15 protein-coding genes are annotated in these 25,031 nt (G+C 73.1%); 8 read left to right on the top strand and 7 right to left on the bottom strand.

Features of this window, described 5'->3' with window-relative positions; translation table 11 throughout:
- Positions 1–283: 283 nt before the first annotated feature.
- A complete protein-coding gene (gene gltB / locus Pma05_RS09575; RefSeq protein ID WP_239312117.1) occupies positions 284–4,927 on the top strand; it encodes a glutamate synthase large subunit in 4,644 nt (1,547 codons plus the stop codon).
- Positions 4,920–6,434 carry a glutamate synthase subunit beta gene (locus tag Pma05_RS09570; protein ID WP_203856984.1) on the top strand — a complete coding sequence of 505 codons (1,515 nt, stop codon included), beginning with the start codon at positions 4,920–4,922 and terminating at the stop codon, positions 6,432–6,434. Before gltB ends, Pma05_RS09570 begins: the two co-directional genes overlap by 8 nt.
- On the opposite strand, the gene Pma05_RS09565 is transcribed toward Pma05_RS09570, so the two are convergent.
- Together Pma05_RS09565 and Pma05_RS09560 are read right to left on the bottom strand one after the other, a co-directional pair.
- The gene (locus Pma05_RS09565) at positions 6,359–6,904 is read right to left on the bottom strand and encodes an SAM-dependent methyltransferase (RefSeq protein WP_239312080.1); all 546 of its coding nucleotides are present in this window, start codon (positions 6,902–6,904) and stop codon (positions 6,359–6,361) included. The two genes, Pma05_RS09570 and Pma05_RS09565, sit on opposite strands and share 76 nt — an antisense overlap.
- Before the next feature lie 10 nt (positions 6,905–6,914).
- Positions 6,915–7,517: a helix-turn-helix domain-containing protein gene (locus Pma05_RS09560; RefSeq protein ID WP_203856983.1), complete on the bottom strand. Its 603-nt coding sequence runs from the start codon at positions 7,515–7,517 to the stop codon at positions 6,915–6,917.
- Between the two features lie 49 nt (positions 7,518–7,566).
- Between Pma05_RS09560 and Pma05_RS09555 the strand changes: the two genes are divergently transcribed.
- On the top strand, positions 7,567–8,115 hold the full coding sequence (locus tag Pma05_RS09555; protein WP_203856982.1) for a GNAT family N-acetyltransferase: 549 nt from the start codon (positions 7,567–7,569) through the stop codon (positions 8,113–8,115).
- Positions 8,116–8,194: 79 nt separating this feature from the next.
- Here the strand turns inward: Pma05_RS09555 and Pma05_RS09550 are convergent, their stop codons facing one another.
- The gene (locus Pma05_RS09550) at positions 8,195–8,665 is read right to left on the bottom strand and encodes a MarR family winged helix-turn-helix transcriptional regulator (RefSeq protein ID WP_203856981.1); all 471 of its coding nucleotides are present in this window, start codon (positions 8,663–8,665) and stop codon (positions 8,195–8,197) included.
- Between the two features lie 96 nt (positions 8,666–8,761).
- Here Pma05_RS09550 and Pma05_RS09545 point away from each other — a divergent pair, with 96 nt between their 5' ends.
- The 3 genes from Pma05_RS09545 to Pma05_RS09535 all read left to right on the top strand — a co-directional run bounded on the left by Pma05_RS09545 (position 8,762) and on the right by Pma05_RS09535 (position 12,882).
- Complete coding sequence (locus tag Pma05_RS09545) at positions 8,762–9,133, top strand: hypothetical protein (protein ID WP_203856980.1); 372 nt, start codon at positions 8,762–8,764, stop codon at positions 9,131–9,133.
- 211 nt (positions 9,134–9,344) lie between these two features.
- On the top strand, positions 9,345–11,888 hold the full coding sequence (locus Pma05_RS09540; RefSeq protein WP_203856979.1) for an FtsK/SpoIIIE domain-containing protein: 2,544 nt from the start codon (positions 9,345–9,347) through the stop codon (positions 11,886–11,888).
- Position 11,889: 1 nt separating this feature from the next.
- Positions 11,890–12,882, top strand: coding sequence for a hypothetical protein (locus Pma05_RS09535; protein WP_203856978.1), 993 nt, complete (start codon positions 11,890–11,892; stop codon positions 12,880–12,882).
- Between the two features lie 741 nt (positions 12,883–13,623).
- Here Pma05_RS09535 and Pma05_RS09530 read toward each other — a convergent pair.
- Positions 13,624–16,650 (bottom strand): tetratricopeptide repeat protein, encoded by a 3,027-nt coding sequence (locus Pma05_RS09530; RefSeq protein WP_203856977.1) that lies wholly within the window; start codon positions 16,648–16,650, stop codon positions 13,624–13,626.
- 157 nt (positions 16,651–16,807) lie between these two features.
- Complete coding sequence (locus Pma05_RS09525; RefSeq protein ID WP_203856976.1) at positions 16,808–18,532, bottom strand: S8 family peptidase; 1,725 nt, start codon at positions 18,530–18,532, stop codon at positions 16,808–16,810.
- A 403-nt stretch (positions 18,533–18,935) separates the two neighbouring features.
- Here Pma05_RS09525 and Pma05_RS09520 point away from each other — a divergent pair, with 403 nt between their 5' ends.
- Complete coding sequence (locus Pma05_RS09520) at positions 18,936–21,548, top strand: ATP-binding protein (protein WP_203856975.1); 2,613 nt, start codon at positions 18,936–18,938, stop codon at positions 21,546–21,548.
- Positions 21,549–21,610: 62 nt separating this feature from the next.
- Entirely contained in the window at positions 21,611–22,318 is a 708-nt protein-coding gene (locus Pma05_RS09515; protein ID WP_203856974.1) for an SDR family oxidoreductase, read from the top strand.
- Positions 22,319–22,365: 47 nt separating this feature from the next.
- Here the strand turns inward: Pma05_RS09515 and Pma05_RS09510 are convergent, their stop codons facing one another.
- Both Pma05_RS09510 and Pma05_RS09505 read right to left on the bottom strand, forming a co-directional pair.
- Entirely contained in the window at positions 22,366–23,040 is a 675-nt protein-coding gene (locus Pma05_RS09510; protein WP_203857104.1) for an SRPBCC domain-containing protein, read from the bottom strand.
- A 192-nt stretch (positions 23,041–23,232) separates the two neighbouring features.
- Positions 23,233–24,915 (bottom strand): hypothetical protein, encoded by a 1,683-nt coding sequence (locus tag Pma05_RS09505; RefSeq protein WP_203856973.1) that lies wholly within the window; start codon positions 24,913–24,915, stop codon positions 23,233–23,235.
- Between the last annotated feature and the right edge of the window lie 116 nt (positions 24,916–25,031).

Here is a 25,031-nt window from a genome sequence, read left to right as displayed (position 1 = left end):
GCTGCCTGTGATCGGTTCGTACTGGTGGACCCCGCCGGCCCCTAACGTAGACTCGAGAAACCCATCAGGGCCGACGTCGTCCCGACCTAATGATTGAACGTGAGTGACGACAGGAGCCCCGGTGGCCTTTCCGTACCCTCAGGAACCGCACCTCTCCTCGTCGGCGGGTGCCGACTCCGCGTCGACCGGCCCCGGCCGGGTCCCGGAGCAACCCGGCCGGACGGCCCGGACGCCGGAGCCGCAGGGGCTCTACGACCCGGCCGCGGAGCGGGACGCCTGCGGGGTGGCCTTCGTCGCCGACCTGCACGGCCGCCGCTCCCACGACGTGGTCGCCAAGGGTCTCGCCGCGCTCTGCCGACTGGACCACCGGGGTGCCCGGGGCGCCGAGCAGAACACCGGGGACGGCGCCGGGATCATGCTCCAGGTGCCGGACGAGTTCCTCCGGGCGGTCGTCGACTTCCCGCTCCCGCCGGCCGGGCAGTACGCCACCGGCCTGGTCTTCCTGCCCACCGACCCGGCCGACGAGGCGCGGGCCAGGACGGTGCTGGAGAAGTACGCCCTGGTCGAGGGGGCCGAGATCCTCGGCTGGCGGGACGTACCGGTCCGCTCGGACGACCTCGGCGAGACCGCGCTGGCGGCCCGGCCGGTGATCCGGCAGGTCTTCCTCGCCGCGCGCCGGCTGACCGACTCCCCGGCCGGCCGGGCCGGCGCCCCGCTGACCGGCCTCGACCTGGACCGGGTCGCGTTCTGCGTCCGCAAGCAGGCCGAGCGGGAGACCGCCGAGCGGGGGGTACCCGCCTACTTCCCGTCGCTGTCCGCCCGGACCGTGGTCTACAAGGGGATGCTCACCCCGGACCAGCTCCCGGAGTTCTTCCCGGACCTGACCGACTCCCGGGTGGCCAGCGCGATCGCCCTGGTGCACTCCCGGTTCTCCACCAACACGTTCCCGTCCTGGCCGCTGGCCCACCCCTACCGGTTCATCGCGCACAACGGCGAGATCAACACCATCCGGGGCAACAAGAACTGGATGCAGGCCCGGGAGGCGCTGCTGCGCAGCCCGAGCATCCCGGGGAACATCAAGCGGCTCTTCCCGATCTGCACCCCGGCCGCCTCCGACTCGGCCAACTTCGACGAGGTACTCGAACTGCTGCACCTGGCCGGGCGGAGCCTGCCGCACGCGGTGCTGATGATGATCCCGGAAGCCTGGGAGAACGACCCGGACATGGCGCAGACGAAGCGGGCGTTCTACCGCTTCCACGCCAGCCTGATGGAGCCCTGGGACGGCCCCGCCTCGGTCGCCTTCACCGACGGTTCGGTGGTCGGCGCGGTACTCGACCGCAACGGCCTGCGGCCGGGCCGGTGGTGGCTCACCTCCGACGGCCTGGTGGTACTCGGCAGCGAGGCCGGGGTACTCGACCTCGACCCGGCGACCGTGGTCGCCAAGGGGCGGCTCCAGCCGGGCCGGATGTTCCTGGTCGACACGGCAGCCGGCCGGATCGTGCTGGACGACGAGATCAAGTCCGAGCTGGCCGCCGAGCACCCGTACGACGACTGGCTGCACGCCGGCCTGATCGACCTGGCCGACCTCCCCCCGCGCCAGCACATCGTCTACGCCCACCACTCGGTACGCCGCCGGCAGCAGACCTTCGGCTACACCGAGGAGGAGCTGAAGATCCTGCTCGGCCCGATGGCCCGGGCCGGTGCCGAGCCGGTCGGCTCGATGGGTACCGACACCCCGATCTCGCCGCTGTCGACCCGGCCCCGGCTGCTCTACGACTACTTCCACCAGCTCTTCGCCCAGGTCACCAACCCGCCGCTGGACGCCATCCGGGAGGAGCTGGTGACCAGCCTCCAGGCGACCATCGGGCCGGAGGGAAACCTGCTCGACCCGAACCCGGCGAGCTGCCGGCAGGTCGTGCTTCCGTATCCGGTGATCGACAACGACGAGCTGGCCAAGATCCTCTCCATCGACGAGGACGGCGACCTGCCCGGCTTCAAGGCGGTCCGGGTCTCCGGGCTCTACCGGGTCCGGGACGGCGCGGCGGGGCTGAAGGCCCGGCTGACCGAGATCTGCCGGCACGTCTCGGAGGCGATCGAGGACGGCGTACGCATCCTGGTCCTCTCCGACCGGGACTCCACCGCCGACCTGGCGCCGATCCCGTCGCTGCTGCTCACCGCCGCCGTGCACCAGCACCTGGTGCGGGAGCAGACCCGTACCCAGGTGGCGCTGATCGTGGAGTCCGGCGACTGCCGCGAGGTGCACCACACCGCCCTGCTGATCGGGTACGGCGCGGTGGCGGTCAACCCCTACCTCGCGTTCGAGTCGGTCGAGGACCTGATCAGCACGGGCGCGTTGGTCGGCGTCGAGCCGGCGTCGGCGGTGCGGAACTACGTCAAGGCGCTCGGCAAGGGCGTACTCAAGATCATGTCGAAGATGGGCATCTCGACGGTCTCGTCGTACTGCGGTGCGCAGGTCTTCGAGGCGGTCGGCCTGGACAACCGGCTGGTGCAGCGCTACTTCGCCGGTACGCCGGGCAAGATCGGCGGGGTCGGGCTGGCCGAGATCCACGCCGAGGTCGCCGCCCGGCACGCCCGGGCGTACGCCGAGAACGCCGGTCAGCTCACCCACCGGCCGCTGGAGGTCGGCGGCGAATACCAGTGGCGCCGCGAGGGTGAACTGCACCTCTTCAACCCCGAGACGGTCTTCCTGCTCCAGCACGCCACCCGGAGCCGGCAGTACGACGTCTTCCGGGAGTACACCGCGAAGGTCGACGGGCTGGCCGAGCGGGCCGGCTCGCTGCGTGGGCTGTTCCGGCTCCGCACCGGGCTGCGCGAGCCGGTGCCACTGGACGAGGTGGAGCCGGCCAGCGAGATCGTCAAGCGGTTCGCCACCGGCGCCATGTCGTACGGGTCGATCTCGGCCGAGGCGCACGAGACCCTCGCGGTCGCGATGAACTCCCTCGGCGGCAAGTCCAACACCGGCGAGGGCGGCGAGGACGTCGAACGGCTCTACGACCCGGCCCGGCGCTCCGCCGTCAAGCAGGTCGCCAGCGGCCGGTTCGGGGTGACCAGTGAATACCTGGTCAACGCCGACGACATCCAGATCAAGATGGCCCAGGGCGCCAAGCCGGGCGAGGGCGGGCAGCTCCCCGGCAACAAGGTCTGGCCGTGGATCGCCCGTACCCGGCACGCCACCCCGGGCGTCGGGCTGATCTCCCCGCCGCCGCACCACGACATCTACTCGATCGAGGACCTGGCCCAGCTCGTACACGACCTGAAGAGCGTGAACCCGGCCGCCCGGGTACACGTCAAGCTGGTCAGCGAGGTCGGGGTCGGCACGGTCGCGGCCGGGGTGGCCAAGCTGAAGGCCGACGTCATCCTGATCTCCGGGCACGACGGCGGCACCGGCGCGTCCCCGCTCAACTCGCTCAAGCACGCCGGCACCCCGTGGGAGCTGGGCCTGGCCGAGGCGCAGCAGACGCTGCTGCTCAACAAGCTCCGCGACCGGGTCACGGTGCAGGTCGACGGCCAGCTCAAGACCGGCCGGGACATCGTCGTCGCGGCGCTGCTCGGCGCCGAGGAGTACGGCTTCGCCACCGCTCCGCTGATCGTCGCCGGCTGCGTGATGATGCGGGTCTGCCACCTGGACACCTGCCCGGTCGGCATCGCCACCCAGAATCCGGTGCTCCGCGAGCGCTACACCGGCCGCCCCGAGTTCGTGCAGAACTTCTTCCTCTTCCTCGCCGAGGAGGTCCGGGGCTACCTCGCCGAGCTGGGCTTCCGGTCGCTGGAGGAGGCGATCGGCGCGACCGAGCTGCTCGACTTCGCCCCGGCGCTCGACCACTGGAAGGCGCACGGGCTCGACCTGCGGCCGGTACTGCACGTACCGGAGCTGCCGGCCGGGGCGGCCCGGCGCGGCGTACGGGCCCAGGACCACGGGCTGGACCGGTCGCTGGACAACGAACTCCTCGCGCTGGCCGAGCCGGCCCTCGGCAACGGCACGCCGATCCGGGCGGCGGTGGTGGTACGCAACGAGCACCGTAGCGTCGGGGCGATGCTGGGTGGCGCGGTGACCCGGCGGTTCGGCGGGGCCGGGCTGCCCGCCGACACCATCGAGTTCGACCTCACCGGCACCGCCGGCCAGTCGTTCGGCGCCTTCCTGCCCAGCGGCGTGACGCTGCGGCTGGCCGGCGACGCCAACGACTACGTCGGCAAGGGACTCTCCGGCGGGCGGATCGTGGTCCGCCCCGACCCGGCGGCACCCTTCGCCGGCAGCCTCGACGCGCCACCCGGCCCGAACGGCCGGGCCGAGGACCAGATCATCGCCGGCAACACCATCCTGTACGGCGCCACCGGCGGCGAGCTGTTCCTCCGTGGCCGGGTCGGCGAGCGCTTCGCGGTACGCAACTCCGGTGCGGTGGCGGTGGTCGAGGGGGTGGGTGACCACGGCTGCGAGTACATGACCGGCGGCATCGTCGTCGTGCTCGGCCAGACCGGACGGAACTTCGCGGCCGGCATGTCCGGCGGTACGGCCTTCGTCTGGCAACTGGACCGGCGCCGGGTCAACCCCGAGCTGGTCGACCTGGCCCCGCTCACCGACGACGAGCGGGTCACCCTCTACGACCTGGTACAGCGGCACTTCGCCGAGACCGACTCCTCGGTGGCGGAGGGGCTGCTCAAGCGCTGGCCGGAGGCGGTACGGGAGTTCACCGCAGTGGTACCCAGGGACTACAAGCGGGTCATGGAGATCATGCGGGTCGCCCAGGCCGAGGGCCGGGACGTGGACGAGGCGGTGATGGGCGCACTCGCGGCACCGGGCGTACCTGCCCAGCCCGCCGCCAGCACGCCGCCGGCCGCACCGACCCCGCCCGCGTCCCGACCGGTCGCCCCCGGTTCGCGCCCGTCCCAGGAGGTGGCTCGTGCCTGACCCGAGTGGATTCCTCAAGCACGACCGGACGCTGCCGGCCCGCCGCCCGGTGCCGGTACGGATCTCCGACTGGCGCGAGGTCTACCCCTCCGCCGACGAGGGCCTGATCCGCGACCAGGCCACCCGCTGCATGGACTGCGGCATCCCGTTCTGCCACGACGGCTGCCCGCTGGGCAACCGCATCCCGGACTGGAACGACCTGGTCCGGACCGGCAACTGGGCGACCGCGATCGAGTCGCTGCACGCCACCAACAACTTCCCGGAGTTCACCGGGCGGCTCTGCCCGGCGCCCTGCGAGGCGGCCTGCGTACTCGGGATCAACGGTGGGGCGCCGGTCACCATCAAGCAGGTCGAGGTGGAGATCGTCAACCGGGCCTTCGACCTGGACCTGGTGACCCCGCAGGAGGCGCCGGCACCGTCCGGCCGCTCGGTCGCGGTGGTCGGCTCCGGCCCGGCCGGACTCGCCGCCGCACAGCAGCTCGTCCGGGCCGGGCACGCGGTGACGGTGTACGAGCGGGACGACGCGATCGGCGGCCTGCTCCGGTACGGCATCCCCGACTTCAAGCTGGAGAAGGAGCACATCGACCGGCGGCTGGCCCAGCTCACCGCCGAGGGCGTCCAGTTCTGCACGAGCGTGAACGTCGGGGTCGACGTCACCGCTGAGCAACTCCGGGCCGAGCACGACGCCGTGCTGCTGGCCTGTGGCGCGCTCGCCGGCCGGGACACCCCGGCGACGCCGGGGCGCTCGCTGCGCGGCGTGCACCAGGCGATGGAGCACCTGGTCGCGGCGAACAGGGCGGTCGCTTCGGCGGCCGGCGGCCAGCCCAGCGTGAACGGGCGGGAGTCGTCGACGCCGATGGACGCCGCCGGCAAGCACGTGGTGATCATCGGTGGTGGCGACACCGCCGCCGACTGCCTGGGGGTGGCGCACCGGCAGGGCGCGGCCGGCGTACACCAGCTCGACCTTTATCCGCGACCGCCGCAGGAACGCGACGAGGACCGCGACCCGTGGCCGACCTGGCCGTGGATCCTCCGCGAGTACCCGGCGCACGAGGAGGGCGGCGAACGGGTCTTCGCGGTCGCGGTCCAGGAGTTCGTCGACGACGGCACCGGCCAGGTACGCGCGGTCCGGATCGCCGAGGTGACCGTCGAGAAGCGGGGCGGCCAGCGGATCGTGACCGCGCTGCCCGGCTCCGAGCGGGAACTGCCGGCCGACCTGGTACTGCTGGCGATCGGCTTCGACGGTACCGAGGAGCAGCCGCTGCTCGACCAACTCGGCGTGGTACGCAACCGACGCGGCGCGATCGACGCCGACCCCGACTGGCAGGCCGGTACGCCGGGCGTCTTCGTCGCCGGTGACATGCACCGGGGCGCCTCGCTGATCGTCTGGGCGATCGCCGAGGGCCGGGCCGCCGCAGCGGCGATCCACCGCTACCTGGGCGGAACCAGCCAGCTCCCGGCTCCGGTGGCGCCGTCCGCGCAGCCGCTGGCGGTCCCGGCCCGCTGATCCGCTGGCGGTGCGCCGACGAAGGTGAACATCCGGCCGCCCCGGTCGAGTGGCCGGGGCGTACCCGTGAACCGGTGCGCGCCCACCCCGAAGCCGGCTTCCGGCGCGGAGAGCCAGCCCAGCTCGAACCCCTCCGCCGCGAACCATTCGCAGATCCGGGGTACCAGATCGGGCTCGCGGCGGTGCCGGGTCCACACCACCGTGCCGCCGGTCGCGCAGAGCTGGGCACAGTAGCCGACGGTGCGGCGTACGTCCTCGTCGGTGACGTTGCCGAAGACGCCGCAGACCACCACGAGGTCGGCCGGCACCAGATCGGCGTACCGGTCGACGGGCGCGGCGTCGTCGACCACCACCTCGACGCCGTCCAGGCCGGCCGCGCGGGCTGCCTCGGCGGCCACCCGGGCGTTGCGGGGATCCAACTCGACCAGTCGCGCGGTCACGTCCGCCCGGCGGGGATGCGCGACCAGCACGTCGAGCAGGTCACGACCCGCGACCTGGATCGGTTCCCGGCGTCCGGTGTGCCGCGTGACGCGGGCGCATGATGAGGGCCGCCACGTGGTACGTGCACGGCGTGGGTCCGGGGTTGGCGTAGCTGTGGGTCACGTCGGCGGCGAAGTAGACCGAGTCCCCGGCGGAGAGTTCGACGGTCTCGTCGCCGACCGTCAGGCGCAGTTCCCCTGAGTCGACCGCCACGAACTCATGCGAGCCGGGGGCGTATCCGGGATAGCTGCCGGCGTCACAGCCGGGCGGCAGGGTGGAGCGGATCCACTCGAAGTTCACCCCCGGAACGACCGGGGTGAGGATGACTCGCCGCCATCCGCCCGGTTCGTTCGCGACGTCCTGGTCGGCGGCGCGTCGCACGATGAGGCGTTCGTCGCGGGTCGCGGCGACCAGCGTGCTCAGTGGTACGCCGAGGCCGTCGGCGATGCGGGCCAGCACCACGATGGTCGGTGCCTTCAGGCCGCGTTCGACCGAGGACAGCATGCTCACGCTCACCGAGGCGGCTTCGGCCAGCGACTGGAGCGTCAACTGACGATCGGATCGCAGTTGTTGGATGCGGCGGCCGAACTCGACGAGGTCCATGTTTGCTATAGTAGCGTTCATCTTTTCTATAGAGAAAACGGGGTCCGGGATGACGACCGATGCGGTGACCATCTGCCCGGCGACGGCCGCCGACGCCCCGGCGATCGCCGGCATCTTCGCGTACTACGTACTCAACAGCGTCGCGACGTTCGAGGAGACGCCGCCAACGGCGGCCGACTGGAGGCGCAGGCTCGACGCCCTGACCGCACGCGGACTGCCGTTCTTGACCGCGAAGACCGGCGACGAGGTGCACGGATTCGCCTATGCGGCACCGTGGCGACCGAAGCCGGCGTACCGGCAGACGGTGGAGGACACCATCTACCTGGCGCCGGAGGAGACCGGCCGGGGCGTCGGTCGGGCGCTGCTGGCGGCCCTGCTGCGGCACTGCCGGGAACGGGACGTCCGCCAGGTCGTCGCGGTCATCGCCGACACCGGGGACCCCGCGTCGGCCGCTCTGCACCGTTCAGCGGGCTTTGGCCACGCCGGCCGGCTCGTCTCGGTGGGCTACAAGCACGGCCGGTGGATCGACACCGTACTGATGCAACTCGACCTCTCCGCCCGAGGGCTCCCGGCCGCAGGTGAGCCCCGACGGGGGTGAACATCCGGGTGGCCCCGGTCGAGCCGTCGGGGTGGCCTGGTGAACGGGTGCGTGCCGTCCCCGAAGCCCGGCGTTCGGGTCAACCGGCGTCGGGCGGATCCAGCACCTGGCGCAGCGCGTTGTCGAGCGCGGTCCGGGTGCTCGGCGCGAGGTGTCCGAAGAGCCGCCTACCCACCTCCACCGCGATGCGCCGGGCCTGCGTGACCCGCTGCCGACCCTCGTCGGTCAGGTGGATGGCGTGGGCGCGCCGGTCGCCCGGTACGGCCTTCCGCTCCGCCAGCCGCTGTCGTTCGAGATCGTCGACGATCCGGCCCAGCGACGACTTGTCCAGGTCGAGCAGATCGCCGAGCTGACGCTGGGTCAGCGGCCCCGCGCCGTCGAGTACGGCCAGCGTGGCGAAGTGCCGTTCCTCGAAACCGAGCGGGCGCAGGGCGTCGTTGAGGAGCTTCTGCGCCTGCCGGTGCACGGTGCTGATCTGCATGGCCGTGATGACATCGGCCGGCAGGAAGTCGAGCCGGGACGCGTCGGCCTGGGATCGCACGGAACTCATGCCTGGATCCTAGGGTGGGAACCAGATACTCTCACATGAGAAGTTCTCGACCGATCCTTTCTCGGTGGATCGGCTGACCCTTCCCTTGGAGGAATCTTGACCCGGAATGTGGCGACCGTGCGCCCGGCGACGAACCCTCGGCCGCGCATCGTGATCGTGCTGACCTGGACGCTGGTGCTGGAGCACCTGTACGCGCTGGTCACCCCGCCATACCAGCTCGGCGTCGAACACGCCTTCCACCTCAGCTTCGGCATCGCGTACGCCTGGTTGGCGCTCCGGCTGCCCGCGGGGCGGCCCTGGCAGCGGAACCTGTTGACGATCCTGCTCGCCGTGCAGTTCGTCGGTAGGTTCTTCGTCTTCGCCGCGATCCCCGAGACCTGGATCAGGGTCAGCCTGATCCCCGGCGCACTGGTCACCCTGGTACTGGTGACGCTGCTCTGGTCGCCCGCTGACCGTCCATCCCGGTGATCCCGCATCCAGAAGCGACCGTTCCCCCCGTCGTAGAAGCGTGGGCCACCTGCCGTACTGGAAAGTTGGCGAAGTGGACGGCAACGCCGGCTGCCGAAGGTCAAGGGCGCGCAGCGGGAAGGGACGCGGCTCGGGTGCCGGCCTGGTTCGTTCCCGTGCCGGCTTCGGTTAGTGTTCCGGTGACTACGCGTACCCGACGGTTGGGGGCAGGGTGGGACTCGCAGCCACATTCGGGCGGGCGGTGGCCGCCCACCGGCAGGCCCGGGCGCACCTGGACGCGGCCCGGCACGGGTTGGCCCAGCTCCAGCCGCCGCCCGACTCCGGCGAGACCGCCGACATCGTGGCCCGGCTGCGCCGGGTCGGCGAGGCGGTCAGCGCCGAACCCGAGCCGGCCCGGTTCTTCGCCGGCCCGCTGCCGGTGCGGCTCGGCGTGGCGAGCACGGTGGACGGAGGCTTTCCGGCGGTCGTACCGCTGAGCGGCGGCACCCACCTCGCGATCGACGCCGACGCCCGGGACGGGCGGGTCGCGGCGCTGCTGCGTACCCTGGTGGTCCGGCTGCTCGCCGCCGCACCAGCCGGCTCGGTCCGGGTGTCCGCCCTGGACAACGCCGCGCTCGGCGCCACCTTCCTGCCGCTGCGGGTGCTGGTCGAGGCGGGTGCGATACCGCCGCCGGCCACCACCGAGGCCGAGATCGCCGCCGCGCTCGACGCGGCCGAACGGCACGCCCGGGCCGCCCAGCAGGCCACCACCGGTACGCCGGAACTGCTGCTCCTGGTCGCCGCCTCGCTGCCGGAGGGCCGGGCGCTGGGCCGGCTCGCCGCGCTCACCCACGCCGGTCCGACCGCCGGGGTCTGCGTGATCGCCGCCGGATATCCGCCCCGGGGCGCCGGGCATGCCCCACCGCCGCTCGGCGGCACCACGCACGTCCGCCTCGACCCGCAGGGGTACGCCTGGATCGGCGACCCGCCCGGCCACCCGTTCAGCTCGGACGGCACCGGCCTGGCCGCCCCGGTACGCCTGGACGGCGAACCGCCGGCCGGCGCGGTCGCCGCACTGGCCGACCGGCTCGGCGAGGTCTACCGGCGAGAGTCGAGTTTCGGGTTCACCGACCTGCTGCCGTCCCGCCCCTGGGCGGAGTCGTCCGGCAACGGGCTGCGCGCGGTGGTCGGCCGCTCGGGTCGGGAGCCGGTGATCTGCGCCTTCGACGACCAGACCCCACACTGGCTGGTCGGCGGCCGGACCGGTGCCGGCAAGACCGTCTTCCTGCTCGACGTCCTCTACGGACTCGCCGCCCGCTACTCCCCGGACGAGCTGGCGCTCTATCTGCTCGACTTCAAGGAGGGCGTCAGCTTCACCGAGTTCGTGCCGACCGGCCGTGATCCGTCGTGGATTCCGCACGCTCGGGCGGTCGGCATCGAGTCCGACCGGGAATATGGGGTGGCCGTGCTCCGCGAGCTGCGCCGGGAGCTGAACCGGCGGGCCTCGGCACTGAAGCGGCACGGCGTGACGAAGCTGGCCGACCTGCCCCGGGACGGCAAGCCGGTACCTCGGATCGTGGCGGTGATCGACGAGTTCCACGTCCTCTTCGCCGGCAACGACGCGGTGGCCAGGGAGGCGGTCTCGCTGCTGGAGGAGCTGGCCCGCAAGGGTCGCTCGTACGGCATCCACCTGGTGCTGGCCAGCCAGAGCATGACCGGGATCGAGGCGCTCTACGGAAAGACCGACTCGATCTTCGGGCAGTTCCCGCTCCGGGTGGCCCTGCCTGGCGGCGGGGGAGTGCTGGACGCGCTCAACGAGGCCGCCGGGCCACTGCCGGTCGGCTCGGCGATCGTCAACCCGTCCGCCGGGCTGGCCGCCGCCAACACCGTGGTGCAGTTCCCGGACGCGCACGCCAGCGCCGCCGACGTCGCCCAGTTGCGGCACGAGCTGTGGCAGGCCCGCAAGCCGGGCTCGCGGCCACCGGCGGTCTTCAAGGGGTACGAGTCGGCGCACGTCGAGGACGATCCGACGTACCGGGGACTCGTCCCGGGTGGACGGCGGCCGTTGGCGCTGGTGGGTCGTACCGTCGACGTGGACCTCACCTCGGCGTTGTTCCCGCTGGACGCCACCCCCGGGCGGCACCTGGCGGTGGTCGGCACCTCCCCGGTCGGGGCGAGCGTGCTGCACGCCGCGACCGTCAGCCTGGCCCGGCAGCACACCCCGGGCAGCGCCCGCTTCCTGGTCGCCCCGCTGGTCGCGGTCGCCGACGAGATCGCCGAGGAGACCATCGCCGAGCTGACCGCCGCCGGGCACCCGGTGGACCGGCTCGACGCCGCCGGGCTCCGCGACGAGCTGCGCAAACTCGCCGCCCAGCCGGCCGACGGGCCGCCGGCCCGGACCTTCCTGATCGGGTACGGCATGGACGGTGCCAGCGGCATCCTCGGCGCCCGGGACGAGAACTTCAAGTCCGGGCTGGACGACCTCCAGGCGATGCTCCGGCAGGGCCCGGCGTACGGGGTGCACCTGCTCGGCTGGTGGCGTGGGCTGCGCCGGCTCTCCGACGACATCGGCGGGTCGAGCAACCGGGACGACGTTGCCTGCCTGGTCGCGCTGAACGTGCCCGGGTCGGAGCTGAGCATGTATCTCGGGCTGCACGACCTGGCCTACACCCCGAGGGCGAACCGGGCCCTCCTGGTGGACCGGCACGACCAGCGGGTACGCCTGATCGTGCCGTTCGTCCGGGCCGGCTACGAGCACGACGAGGAAGGAAACTGAGGTGGCGAGCTTCGCCGAGTACGCGGCCCTGGCCCGGCACCTGCACGAGTTGCGCCGCAGCGGTGAACGGACCGCCGCCCAGCTCGCCGAGGCCCGGGGCAGTACGGGTGCCGCCGTCGACCGGCTCGACCAGCGGCTCGCGGTGCAGCAGCAGCGGTTGACGGCGCTCGGCCAGATGATCGGCAAGTCGGTGCCGCTGGCCCCGCAGCCGGGACCGCCACTGCCCGGCCCGCCACCGCCGGGAGTCGGCTACCCGCCGCCCGGGTCCGGCGGTCATCCCACCGTGCCGGCCCAGTACGCCGGACCGGACCAGCTCGATCCGCCCGAGCCGCCGCCCCCGCCGGCGCACACCTATCGGCCGACCGGGTTCGGCAACCCCGCCCCGGGTGAGCCGAGCCCGTCGGACGCGGGGCCCGGTGCGGCGTACCCGGAACTGTCGGCCGGTCCGGCCCGGCGCGCGCTGCCGGCGACCCCGGCGGCCGGCCCGGTGCCCGGCCCTCGGCTGCCCTCCGACGCGGCGCCGTCCGGTGTCGGCCCGGTCTCCGGCGCGGGCCCGGGGGCGCCACCGGCCCAGCCGGTCGATCCGCTGCGCGAGCTGGACCTGGCCCGGCAGTCGGCGGACGGCGCCGACGTCATGATCGTGCAGACGGAGACGATGGCCCAGCAGGCGCCGCTCTTTCCGTCGATGTCACCGCTGGCCCGGGCGGCGACGGTCTACCTGATCTGCGCCGGGCTGCTCATCGTCGTCATCTGGATCGTGCTCACCGTCGCCGAGGTGCGGGGCATGAAGGGCCTCGACGCCAGCACGGTCCCGGTCTTTTCGTGGAGCTGCGCCGGATTGCCGACGATGGCCTTCTTCCTCGGCTATCTCGCGCTCGGCATCTGGGGCAAACCCCGGATGATCGTCGGCCGACCCGCCCGGTACGCCCGGCTCGGCTTCGGCATCTGCTTCCTCGCCGCCCCGTTCGCCTTCCTCACGTACTACCTGGTGTAGGGCTGTTCCGGCGTTCGCATCCTCGTCGGCTTCGGACAGGAAGCGGTCCAGCTCGGCACGGGACAGGCCCTCGTCGTCGAGTAGGCCGATGAGCAGCAGGGTCTGCGCGGTGTGGGTCCTGGCGCGCATCGGCTCGGGGTCGGTTCGCCGGCCAGGGTGGCCCAGAGCAGCGACTCGGCCAGCCTCGGATCGAGGTCGTAGCCGGTGTGGTCGTAGCGCTCCCGGACGCTCGCCACGAACCGGATCAGCGGGCGGTGGCGTACATGATGGCGGTGCCGGTGGACCTGCCGCTGGTCGGGGTCCGCGGTGAACCTCTACGCCCGGACGTGATCCTGCGGATCACCGCCGACCGTGTGTGGCAACGGCGGTCGTGCGGGCATGGCGGCACGGGTGAACGGCACTGGGACTTCGGCCGTGCACGCGGTGACGGTGCAGGGACAACCGGCCGCGCCGGGCTTCGTCCATGACGCGTACCGCCCCGGCGCGCCGCGCGCAGGTCCGGGCCGAGGCCCGTCCGACCTCCGGACATCCGAATCCTCCCCAGTAGAACGACACCGGTCAGCCGTGCTCACGCCTGTCTCACCGCTCCTACGGTGGCGAACGACGCTCACCGAGCCCTCGCATCCCGCCAGCCGTACCCGGTCGCGGCCCGGCGCTGCTCAGCAAGGGTGGTGAGCGAATCGCGGGCGGCCAGGTACGGGTTGGCTACGGGTTCGCGTGGTGCTGCTGCCCGGGGTGCTGCTACCCGGAGTGCTGTGTCAGCCGGAGGCGCAGTCCCTCGGCGCGCGGGTGGCCGAGTTCGTCGAACCCCTCCAGCGCCTGCTGCCAGCACTCCCGGGCCCGGATCGACTCGCCGCAGAGCAGCAGGCAGTCACCGAGCACCTCCAGGGTTTCCGCCTCGAATCCGCGACAGTGCTTCTCGTGGTAGAGGTCGCGTGCCTCGTACAGGTGGGCGAGGGCCTGCCGGTGCTGCCCGGCGCGCATCAGCCCCTCACCGAGGTTGAACAGCGCCGAGGCGACACCGACCGGATCGGCCAGCCGCCGCCGGAGGTCGAGCGCCTCCTCCAGGCAGCGGATCGCCTCCTCGTGCTGCCCAGCCCCGGCGTACGCCCGACCGAGGTTTCCCAGCGTCATGCCCTGGTCGTACTCGGAGGCGGTCTCCCGGCGGATCTCCAGGGCCGCAGTCAGGTGCTCGATGGCGTCGTGGAACTTGCCCTGCCGGCCGTACGTGACCCCGAGGTTGTTGAGCGCCCGGCCTTCGCCATGTCGGTCGTCGACGGCACGACGGATCTCCAGCGAGCGGGTGAGGCATTCGATAGCCTTCTCGGTCTGGTCGAGCTGCCCGTAGGCGATACCGAGGCCACTGAGGATCAGCGCCTCGGCGACCCGGTCGCCGGCCCGGCGTGCCGCGTCGAGTGCGATCTCACTGGTACCGAACCAGTCGTGCCAGTTGCTGCGGCGCTCGAAGTACAGCCGGAGGACCGCGGGCAGGCGCCAGGCGAGGTCATCTCTGCCACGGCTGACCGCACTGGCGACGGCGGCGACCAGTGTGGTCTGTTCCGCGGCGAGCCACTGGAACGCCTGCTCGTCCGCGTCGAACACGGGCAGATGGGATGGTCGGGCTCCCTCGTCCAGGACGACCTCGACGTTCAGCGGAAGCAGCCTGCGGACGGCCGCGTGGGCGGCGTACAGGTACCAGGTGAGGATCCGGTCGACGGCGGCACCGGTGCCGCCGTCGCCGTCATCCGTCCTGGCCCGCGTGCTGGCGTAGTCGCGGAGCAGGTCGTGCAGTCGGTAGCGGTCGGCGGTAACCGGAGTGACGAGGTGCTCGTCCACCAGTCGCTCCAGGGTCCGTCGGGCCACCGGCGGCGCCACGCCCGCCAGCGCCGCCGCCGACTCGGCGGTGAAGTCGTCGCCGGGGTGCAGTCCGAGCAACCGGAACAGCCGCTGGTCGGCCGGATCGAGGGCCCGGTAGGAGAGGTCGAATACCGCGCGGATCTGCCTGCTCCCGACCGCCAGTTCGCCGAGCCGGCTGCCCTCCGCGTCGAGCCGGGCGGCAAGGTCGCTGAATGTCCAGGCCGGTCGGGACCGCAGCCGGTGGGCGGCCAGGACCACCGCTAGCGGCAGCCGCCCGCACAGGTCGGCGACCCGGCGGGCGGCGGCCGGATCGGCGGCGACCCGCCGTTCCCCGGCGACCCGGCCGAGCAGCGCGTGCGCGTCCTGCGCGGTGAACACGTCGAGGTTCAGGGTGTGGGTGCCGTCGAGGGCGAGCATCCGACGGCTGGTGACCAGGACGAGGCTGGTCGGACTGGCCGGTAGCAGCGGCAACACCTGGTCGTCGCTGGCGGCGTTGTCCAACAGGACCAGGGCCTGCCGGCCGTGCAACCGGTCCCGGTACAGCGCCGCCCGCGCGTCCAGCCCGTCGGGGATCTGGGCGCCGGGCACACCCAGCAGGTGGAGGAAGGAGGCGAGCACGGTGGCCGGATCGGCCGGCGGCTCGTCGGCGTGACCGTGCAGGTCCACGTAGAGCTGTACGTCGACGTACCGGCCGGATCGCACCAGTTGGTGGGCGAGGTGGACGGCGAGCCGGGTCTTGCCCACCCCGGCCATTCCCTCGATCGCGGATATCACCAGCGTGGTGCCCGCCTCCCCGGGCTGCGGCAGGGCCGACCACAGGGTACGCAGCTCGGCCTCGCGACCGGTGAAGTCGGCCATGTCCGGCGGCAGCTGCCGATGCGCGCTCACCGGGGCCGGGCCGGTCCCGGCGGGTCGGGTCACCTCCTGGCGCAGCACCCGCCGGTGCGCGCCGACCAACTCGGGTCCCGGGTCCGCGCCCAGCTCGTCGGCGAGCCGTCGCCGCAGCGCCTCGTACACCCCCAGCGCCGCGGCCTGCTGGCCGCTGCCGGCCAGCGCGAGCATCAACCGCGCGTGGGCGGCCTCGTGCAGCGGATCGGCGTCGGTGGCCTGGCGCAGCACAGGCAGCACTTGATCATGATGGCCGAGCGCGGTGGCGGTGTCGGCGTACTCCACGACGACCGCCTGCCGTTCCCGGTCCAGCGCTGCCACCTCGGGCAGGACCCGTAGGCCGGCCAGGTCGGCCAGCGGCGCACCACGCCACAGACCGGTCGCCTGTCGGTACCACTCGTACGCGGCCGACAGGTCACCGTCCCGGTGGGCGCCGCGGGCCCGCTCGACGAGGCGACGGAAATCGAGCAGATCGAGCTGCTCGTCGGTGACGGAGAGCTGGTAGCCGCCCCGGCTGGCCAGCAGCAGGTGGTCCGGGTGAGTGGGCGACGCGCTCGACCGCAACCTCTGGCGTAGCCGGTACACGTGGTTCTGCGCCAGGCCGGCGGCGCCGTCCGGCGGTCGCCCGGCCCACATCACCTCGACGAGCGTGTCCAGGTGCACCGGCTCGTTCGGGGTCAGCGCCAGCACGGCCAGCAGGGTGCGCTGCTTGACCGAACCCGGATCCACGCCGACCCCGTTGACGAGGACGGCGAGCGGACCCAACACCCGCAACCGCAGGCCGTACGCCGGCGGCTGGGCACGTTGGCCCAGGTGGACAAGCTCGGCGGTCTCCACATCGGACATGGCGAGGCCGGCGGCGAGCCGGCGCAGGGTGGTCGGACGCGGCGCGGCGACACGTCCCTGCTCCAGATCGCGCAGCCCACCGACGCTCAGCCCGGCCCGGTCGGCCAGCTCCTGTTGGGTCAGCCCGGCGCGCTCGCGGAACCCGCGAAGGGCACCGGGAAGCCCCGCCTTACCCACCGGCCGTCACCGCCCCAGACCGCGTCCTGCTGGCTGCGGCCGCTCCCGTGGAAACCCGTAGCTAACCGTACATTGGTCGGCGGTCGGACCGGTACGGCGCACGGCGTCGATCCACCGTGCGCCGCATTGGCGATCATTCTGTCCGGTCCGGCAGTGGTCAGCTCCAGGGGTTGCCGGGCTGGTCGTTGATGTGCGCCCAGAACCGGGTGTTCGCCGGCAGGGTGCCGTGCGCCCAGAAGTTCCACCCGCTGCGTGCGGTCAGGGGCGGGAACGGTAATCCGGGGAAGCCCGGCCGGAGGCTGTAGTACCCGTCGTGGAACTCGGCCATCCGCCAGCCGCCGCCGAAGCTCGCCGCGCAGATCCGGTCCGCCTCGGCCAGGCTGGTCAGCCGCCGGCCGGGCACCGGCGCGGTGAGCTGCACCGAGCCGCCGGCCCAGCCGTTGTACCGGTCCGGAATGACGCCGGCCGGGACCGGGGCGCCGGTCTGGGTCAGGCACAGGATCGGCAGGCTGGTGGTGACCGGGGTGTCGCCCTGGTAGGGGTTGGTCTGGTCGTCGGAGCCGACCAGCAACACGTTGTCGGCGCGCTGCTCCTTGACCCGCCAGGTCATCGCCGCGTGCGTGGCCGGACTGGCGGCGTAGAGCAGGCGGTTCGGCGAGCCCCGGACGTCGGAGATCACGTCCGCGGTCGCGGTCTCGGTGAGCCACGCCGCGACCTCGGCCGGTGGTGCGGTCGGGTTGGCGTCCAGATAGATCGCTGCCGCGCCGGCCACGTGCGGGCTGGCCATCGAGGTGCCGCTGGCCACCAGGGCGGCACTGTCCGAGGCGATCCCGGCGGAGAGGATGTCGGAGCCGGGGGCGAACAGGGCCACGCAGCCGCCGAAGTTGGAGAACCAGCTACGCGCGTCCCCGGAGTCGCTGGCGGCCACGGTGATCACGTTCGGCAGGTACGCCGGGGACTGGCCGCACGCGTCGACGGCGTCGTTGCCGGCGGCGACGACGTACGTCACGCCGGAGTTGACCGAGTTGGTCACCGCGGTGTCCAGCGCCGGCTGTGGCGGCCCGCCCAGGCTCATGTTCGCCACCGACGGACCGGTACGGTTGGCGGTGACCCAGTCGACCCCGGCGATCACCGCCGCCGTGCTGGTGTACGGCGAGCAGCCGAAGACCCGTACCGGCACCAGCCGCACCGCCTTGGCCACCCCGTACGCGGCCGAGCCGACCGTACCGGCGACGTGCGTACCGTGCCCGTGGCAGTCGTTGGTGCCGTTGCCGTCGGCGATCGCGGTGAAGCCGCCGGCCACCCGCCCGCCGAACTCGACGTGGCTGGCCCGGATGCCGCTGTCGATGACGTACACGGTGACGCCGCCGGCGCCCCGGACGTACTCGTAGGCGTTGTTCAGCGGCCGGTTGCGCTGGTCGATCCGGTCCAGTCCCCAGGTGACGGGTGACTGCACGACGTCGTGGCTGATCTGCTGGTCGGGCGCGATGTAGGCCACGTCCGGGTCGTTGCGCAGCGCGCCGAGCTGGCTCGGGGTCAGCTTGGCCGAGAAGCCGTTGAGCGCGCTGTGGTAGCGGTGTTGCACGGCCCCGCCGAGCGCTGTCGCCCGGGCCACGGCCGCGCCGCCGCGTGCGGCGGCACCCGCCCCCGGTTCGCCGTTGAGCACGACGATGTAGCTACCGGCCAGCGCCGGCCCGGTCGCGGTGAGCAGCGGCGCGGGCCCGCCGCGCCGGGTCGGTTCGGCGCCGGCCGCCACCCCGGGGGCGGCGAGGCTCCCGGCCAGCAGCGCGACGAGGCCGACGGCGGCGGTGATCCCGCGCCGTCGGGTCAGCGGTCGCCGGCTCCACACCGGACCCCGCAAGGGGACGTGTTCGTCGGACATGGACAGGTCTCCTTTCCCGCACAACACCCTCCGGGCCGCCTCGGGCCGGACTTCTGGAGTGGGACCTGTGTCGAGCCGACCGACCTCGTCGTCGCGTCGCCGCCACACCTCCGCGAGATCCGGCCGGCCCGGTGGAGGCGCTGGACCGGCCCCGAAGCAGCACCGGATGTACGTGGCGATGGTCGCGGATCGGCGGGCGGCGATCTCCGGATTCCGAACAGGAGCAGAAATCGGCAGACATCTGTTGATCATCTGAGTCGGCGGTCTAGGCTTCGTCCGTCGGATCGCCACCGGCTCCACGACCTGCCGCCCGGGGCCCAGGTTTCGGCGCGGTGCCCCGGGCGACCTCCGGGCGGCGAGGGGGCGAAACGGCGGCACCCGAGACCGGAGGGGTCCCAGCAGGATGGTGGCGTACCGCTCGGACGGGAAGGTCTTCGACCAGTCGCCGCTCGACGTCTCCGGGGTACGGACCCTGCCCGACCTGGCGGCGGTGCTGCGGGCGCTTCGGCGTCGCCACGCGCGGCAGCGCCGGGACGGCGAGCTGACCTACCGTGAGCTGGCCGCCCGGACCGGCTGGTCGACGGCGGCGGTGGCGGAATACCTGACCGGCCGGACCCTGCCGCCCACCGACCGGTTCGACATCCTGGTCGGCCTGCTCGGCGCGACACCGGTCGAGCAGGGGATGCTGGCCACCGCCCGGGACCGGGTCGCCGAAGAGCAGCGTCGGACCCCGCGCCGGAGCGTGCGGGCGGGCCACCGCCCGGTGCCCCGGCAGTTGCCGGCCGACGTCTTCGCCTTCATGGGCCGGGGCGAGCAGCTCGCCCGCCTCGACGCGATCCTCGCCGGCCCGGCCCCGACCGGGGTGGTGATCTCCGCCGTCTCCGGTACCGCCGGAGTCGGCAAGACCGCGCTCGCCGTGCACTGGGCACACCGGGTCGCCGACCGCTTCCCGGACGGTCAGCTCTACGTGAACCTGCGCGGCTACGACCCGGAGCAGCCGATGCCGCCCACCGACGCGCTGGCCCGGCTACTGACCTCGTTGCGGGTGACCGGCGCGGAGATCCCGATCGACGTCGAGGAGCGGGCCGCCCGCTACCGTACCCAGCTCGCCGGTCGGCGGATGCTGATCGTGCTGGACAACGCGGCGACGGTGGAGCAGGTCCGTCCACTGCTCCCCGGCACGGCGTCCTGCGCGGTGGTGGTGACCAGCCGGGACCGGCTGGCCGGCCTGGTGGCCCGGGACGGCGCCCGCCGGGTCGACCTCGACCTGCTGCCGCTGCCCGACGCGGTCGCGCTGCTGACCCACCTGGTCGGGGCGCGGGCCGAGGCCGAACCGGAGGCGGTCGCCACCCTGGCACAGCTCTGCGCCCGACTGCCGCTGGCGTTGCGGGTCGCCGCCGAGCGGGCCGCCGCGCATCCGGCCGCCACCCTGGCCGACCTCACCGCCGAGCTGGCCGACCGGCAGCGCCGGCTGGAGCTGATGGACGCCGACGGGGATCCCCGAGCCGCCGTCACCGCCGTCTTCTCCTGGTCGGTGCAACACCTGCCGCCGCCGGTCGCCCGCACCTTCCGGATGCTGGGCCTGCACCCCGGCACGGACTTCGACGAGTACGCCGCCGCCGCGCTCGCCGCCAGCGACCCGGCAGCCGCCCGTACCGACCTGGAGGTGCTGGCCCGGGCACACCTGGTGCACCCCGTCGGGACCGACCGGTACGGCATGCACGACCTGCTGCGCGGCTACGCCACCCGGCTCGCCGGCACCCACGAGTCGGACGCCGGGCGCCGAGCCGCGCTGGGCCGGCTCCTCGACACCTACCTCGGTACGGTCCGGACCGCGACGGACCTGCTCGACCTGACCGACACCCGTCGCCCGCTCCGGGTCGGCGCGCTGGCCGGCACCGCCCGCCCGCTCTCCGGCCCCGAGGCCGCCCGGTCCTGGCTCGACACCGAGCTGCCCAACCTGACCGCCGTGGTGACGCACACCGGAGCCCGAGACTGGCCCGCGCACACCATCGACCTGTCGACGCTGCTCTACCGCTATCTCGACGGCGGCCACTACACCGACGCGCTGGCGATACACACCCAGGCATACCGTGCCGCCGAGGCGACCGGTGACCCGTCCGGACAGGCCCACGCGCTGCTCGGCATCGGCGTCACCCACCTGCACCTGTGCCGGTACGAGCGGGCGGTCGAGCATCTCCGGCAGGCGCTGGACGCGGCACGGCGGGCGGATGACCGCAGCCAGCGGGCGCGGGTGTTCACCGTGCTCGGCAACCTCGAACGGCTCCGGGGGCGGCCCGAGCCGGCGGCCGGGTACCTCCGGCGGGCGATGGATCTCGCGGAGGCGACCGGCGACGACTCCCAGCAGGCACTCGCGCTGAGCAACCTGGGTACCGTCGACGCGCAGCAGGGTCGCTACGAGTCCGCGGCCGGCCACTTCGAGCGGGCCGCCGAACTCTCCCGCCGGGCCGGCAACCGGCTGGGTGAGGCGACCGCGCTGACCAACCTCGGCCTCGCCGAGCAGCGGCTGAGCCGGCACCGGTCGGCCGCCGACCACCTCGGGCGGGCGCTGGCCGTGTTCCGGCAGCTCGGGCACCGGCAGGGTCAGGCCAACGCGCTGGACAACCTCGGCAGCGTCCACCTCAGCCTCGGCGAGCCGCACCGGGCCGTCGAATACCTCACCGAGGCGCTCGGCATCTGCCGCGAGATCGACGACCGGGAGGTGCAGGCGTGGGTGCTCAACGGTCTCGGCGACGCCGCCCGCGCCACCGGCCGCCCCGGCGACGCCCTCGGCCACCACACCGAGGCGCTCGCCATCGCCCGGGACGTCAGCGCCGGGGAGCCGCAGGCGCGGGCACACACCGGTCTCGGGCACGCGTACCGGGACCTCGGGGACCGGGTTCGGGCCCGGCAGCACTTCGGCCACGCCCTCGCCGGCTACACCGAGCTGGAGTCGTTGGAGGCCGACACCATCCGTGGCCTGCTCGCCGCGCTCGACGGCACCGAGGACGGTTGACCGGATCGGCGGCGGTGGCCGGGAGTTGACCTCGACCGCGCTTGAGGTGGTGCACTCGGCGGATGCTCTTCGACGGACTGCGGGTCGTGGTCACCGGTGCGGGCCGGGACACCGGCCGTACCCTGGCACTGGCGTTCGCCGAGCGCGGCGCGCATGTCGCCGTCACGGCCCGGGACCCGGCGGCGGCCGGCCGGACCGCGGACCTGATCTCCCGGGGCGGCGCCGGCACCGCCGAGGCGTTCGGCTGCGACCTGACAAAACCCGATTCGGTACGCGGCTTCGCGGCGGCGCTGGCCGACCGGACCGACCGGATCGACGTGCTGGTGAACAACGGTGCCGCCTATCTGCCCGGTGCCGGGCTCGACGACGCCTCCGACCACGAGATCGTCGACACCGTCGCCGGAGCCGTGACCGGCACGGTACTGCTCACCCGGCACCTGCTGCCGCTGCTCCGCGCCTCGGACCGGCCCGACATCGTGAACCTGGTCTCCGCCTGCGGCGAGGTCGGCCACCACCGGTCCGACGCGCACCCGGCCTTCTACGCCGCCAAGCACGCCCAGGCCGGGTTCGCCGGCATCCTGTCGCAGCGGCTGCGCGCCGAGGGGATCCGGGTGATCTCGCTCTATCCGCCGGACTTCGTGCAGGACGGCCCACGGGTCGCGGGCGCACCCCTCACCGCCCGATCAGTCGTGGAGTGCGTGCTGTTCGCGGTCGGGCAGCCCCGGGACTGCTTCATCCGGGAGTTCCACTTCGAGCAGGTACGGCCGTAGTGCCTCGTCCTGGCAGAGCACGAACATCGCGCCGAGGGCGTGCAGGCTCAGGGCGCGTTCGGACCGGCGGGCGGGTCCGGGGCGTAGAACTGGCTGGTGTTGGCCACCATCACCGCCACCTCGTCCGGGTGCTCGCCGCCGGCCACCGTCGCCGCTCCCCAGGCGTTGCTGCTCAACGTCATGAACTCCCGGGCCTCCCGGGACCGGCCCCAGGCGTCCGGGTCGGTGATCGCGCCGCCGCCCAGATAGAGGCCGAGGCCGAGCAGGGCCAGGTCCCAGCCGACGCCGACCGCCCCGGGGCCGTACTCGGTCCACCGCTCCGGGTCGATGACAGCGACGTGCTCCAGTTCGAGTACGGCCCGCTCGGCTGCGGCCTGCTCGGCGGCGTCGGCGGGGGAGAGGCGTACCTCGACCTCGCTGAAGCCGCCCTCGACCGGTTCGCCGAAGACCCAGGTCAGCCTGAGCAGGCGGGGCGGCTCACAGCGGATGATCTCGCCGCCCGCGTTCCCCTCCACCTGGTAGCGCCCGCCGAGCGTGAACTCCCCGCTGACCGGCAGGAACCAGCGGGGCAGCCGTTCGGGGTTGGTGACGGCGTCCCAGAGGTCGTCCACGGAGGTGTCGTAGGTCCGGCGCAACAGGACGGTCCGGGCCTCGCCGACCGGCGTCCCGGCCCGGCCGACCCTCCGGTGGATCGCATTGATCTCGTCGACGATGTCCACCATCACTCCCTCACGCTGGCCTTCCGGTCGGACCGGGTGGCAGCGTATCAGGAGCAACTTATATAAGTTCGGCCATGTGAGATCTCGGCGTGGCTGCTCTTCGACGGCTGGTCCCAACCGTGGTCTCGGGGTTCATCGGAGACAAACGCCGCGATGCCACATGCTCGGCACCGGCACCGAGGACACCCGGCCGGCTTACCTCGACTCTCCGCCGACCAGACCGCACCGGCGTGCGAGGTCCAGCGCCTCGGGCAGCTCGCCGTGCCGGGCCAGCAGCATCGCGGCGCGGCCGGCCACTCGACGGGTACTCTCCGCGTCGGGTGCCGCATCGAGCATGGCGGCGAGTAGACCGGAGTCGCCGACCCGCTCGGCGAAGCGCGCGACGGCGACGACCTGGCGACGGCAGTCGGCGGGCACCGCCGCCAGCGCGTCCGGCACGACGGTCCGAGCCTCGGCGTCGAGAGCCGGTAGCAGCGCCTCGGCGAACCACCAGTAACCGTCCGACAACACGCCGGTCACCAGCCGGGTGAACAGCTCGCGATCCCGGGCGAACAGGCCGGTGCGGCTGGCCAGCCGGGTCAGTACCAGGCTCAGCCGCGAGTCGGGTCGGCCGGCGGTGGCCTGCGCGTACACCGGGTCGAGCGCGGTGGCGTCTCCCGTTTCGACAAGCGCGGCGCCGAGCCCGGCGTCGGCCAGCAGCGCCCACGGTACGGTCCGCAGGCGGGCCCGCAGCCGGGGCACGTGCACGTCGACGATCTCGGTACGCAGCGGCTCGTCAGCCAGGGCATAGCCGAGCGGTACGACGTCCGCGACCACGGCGGCAAGCTCCTGCGGGATGACCCCTGGGCCGGCCAGCGTGTCCAGTACGGCGCGGAGCCGTTCCGGGGTTGCCGCCTCGCGCCGGCCGTCGAGCCAGCGCAACACGTCGAGGGCGAGCGGGCCCGGCCCGTATCCCGACACGCGGCAGTCCCGCATCCGGCTCAGCACGGCAAGCGCGTCGTCGACCCGCTCCAGTGCCAGGAACAGCCGGGCGAATCGGTGCTGGTAGATCATCTGTACGTCGCGTTCGCGCCCTCCCTTCGGGCACTTCCGGAACGCGGCCACCAGCGCCTTTGCCCGCGCCGGGGTGAGTCCGGGCGTCGCCAGCGTCAGCAGCGCGCGCTGTTGCTGACCCGGGTCGAGCCGGGTCGCCAGGGTGAACGCGTCGTCGAACCGGTCCGCCGCGACGAACGCGGCGACGAGCCGGTCGGCGTCGACCTCCTTGACGGTCCCGCAGCGCCGGTCAGCCTCGGCGAGGCCGAGGGGCCCCAACAGGGCGGCTGCCGCAGCGAGGCAGGACTGGTCGTCCCGGTCCAGCAGCGCCGACCAGCGGTCGAGATGTTCGGGCTCACCGACGTACGCCTCGGCCAGCGCCGCGAACACCGCCGAGATGCGCGCGGCCCGGAAGTGGGCCCACCTGCGGTCCTCGTCCGGCCGGACCACCAGTACGGCCCGAAGCAGCGCCGCCTCCGCGTCGGAGTCGCCGGCCACCAGGCGGGCGAGCGTCCCGGCGACCGCGTACTCCGGGCCGTTGCGTCCACTCTGGAACGGACGGTACGGATGCTCGCCGCCGAGTGCGGCGGTGGCAACCCGCACAGCCTGCTCGCCGGTAAGGATTCGAGGCGCAGCTTCGGCGAACTCCCTCGGTAGCCAGCCGTCCAGGCATGCCGTCAGTTCCTCGACGGCACCGGCGTGGTCACCGCCGTCGAACCGGGCCACCGCCCACCCGATCCGGTCAGCCGGGTCCACCTTCCACTCCGGCGGCACCGCGCCGGAGCGTGCGAGGGCGGATCGGGCGCGGTCGGCTAGCTCGGTAGAGGTGCTCACGTTGACTGGCACCCGGCGACCTTACCCAAAACGGGGCACCGGCACGGTTCATCGCTGCCGTGACCCCGGGACGATAGGGGAGGGCCCTCGGCGGCTGAGGGCCCTCCCGCGTTCGCGTACCCGATCGG

This window comes from Plantactinospora mayteni, assembly GCF_016862935.1.
GTDB classification, from domain to species: Bacteria; Actinomycetota; Actinomycetes; order Mycobacteriales; family Micromonosporaceae; genus Plantactinospora; species Plantactinospora mayteni.
This window is presented reverse-complemented; position numbering and strand designations above follow the sequence as displayed.

Bases quoted from the DNA above. Each gene is read 5' to 3' on its own strand.
- Pma05_RS09515 (WP_203856974.1), top strand. From the start codon at position 21,611: ATGCTCTTCGACGGACTGCGGGTCGTGGTCACCGGTGCGGGCCGGGAC.
- Pma05_RS09525 (WP_203856976.1), bottom strand. From the start codon at position 18,532: ATGTCCGACGAACACGTCCCCTTGCGGGGTCCGGTGTGGAGCCGGCGA.
- Pma05_RS09520 (WP_203856975.1), top strand. From the start codon at position 18,936: ATGGTGGCGTACCGCTCGGACGGGAAGGTCTTCGACCAGTCGCCGCTC.
- Pma05_RS09550 (WP_203856981.1), bottom strand. From the start codon at position 8,665: ATGAGTTCCGTGCGATCCCAGGCCGACGCGTCCCGGCTCGACTTCCTG.
- Pma05_RS09560 (WP_203856983.1), bottom strand. From the start codon at position 7,517: ATGGACCTCGTCGAGTTCGGCCGCCGCATCCAACAACTGCGATCCGAT.
- Pma05_RS09555 (WP_203856982.1), top strand. From the start codon at position 7,567: ATGACGACCGATGCGGTGACCATCTGCCCGGCGACGGCCGCCGACGCC.
- Pma05_RS09510 (WP_203857104.1), bottom strand. From the start codon at position 23,040: ATGGTGGACATCGTCGACGAGATCAATGCGATCCACCGGAGGGTCGGC.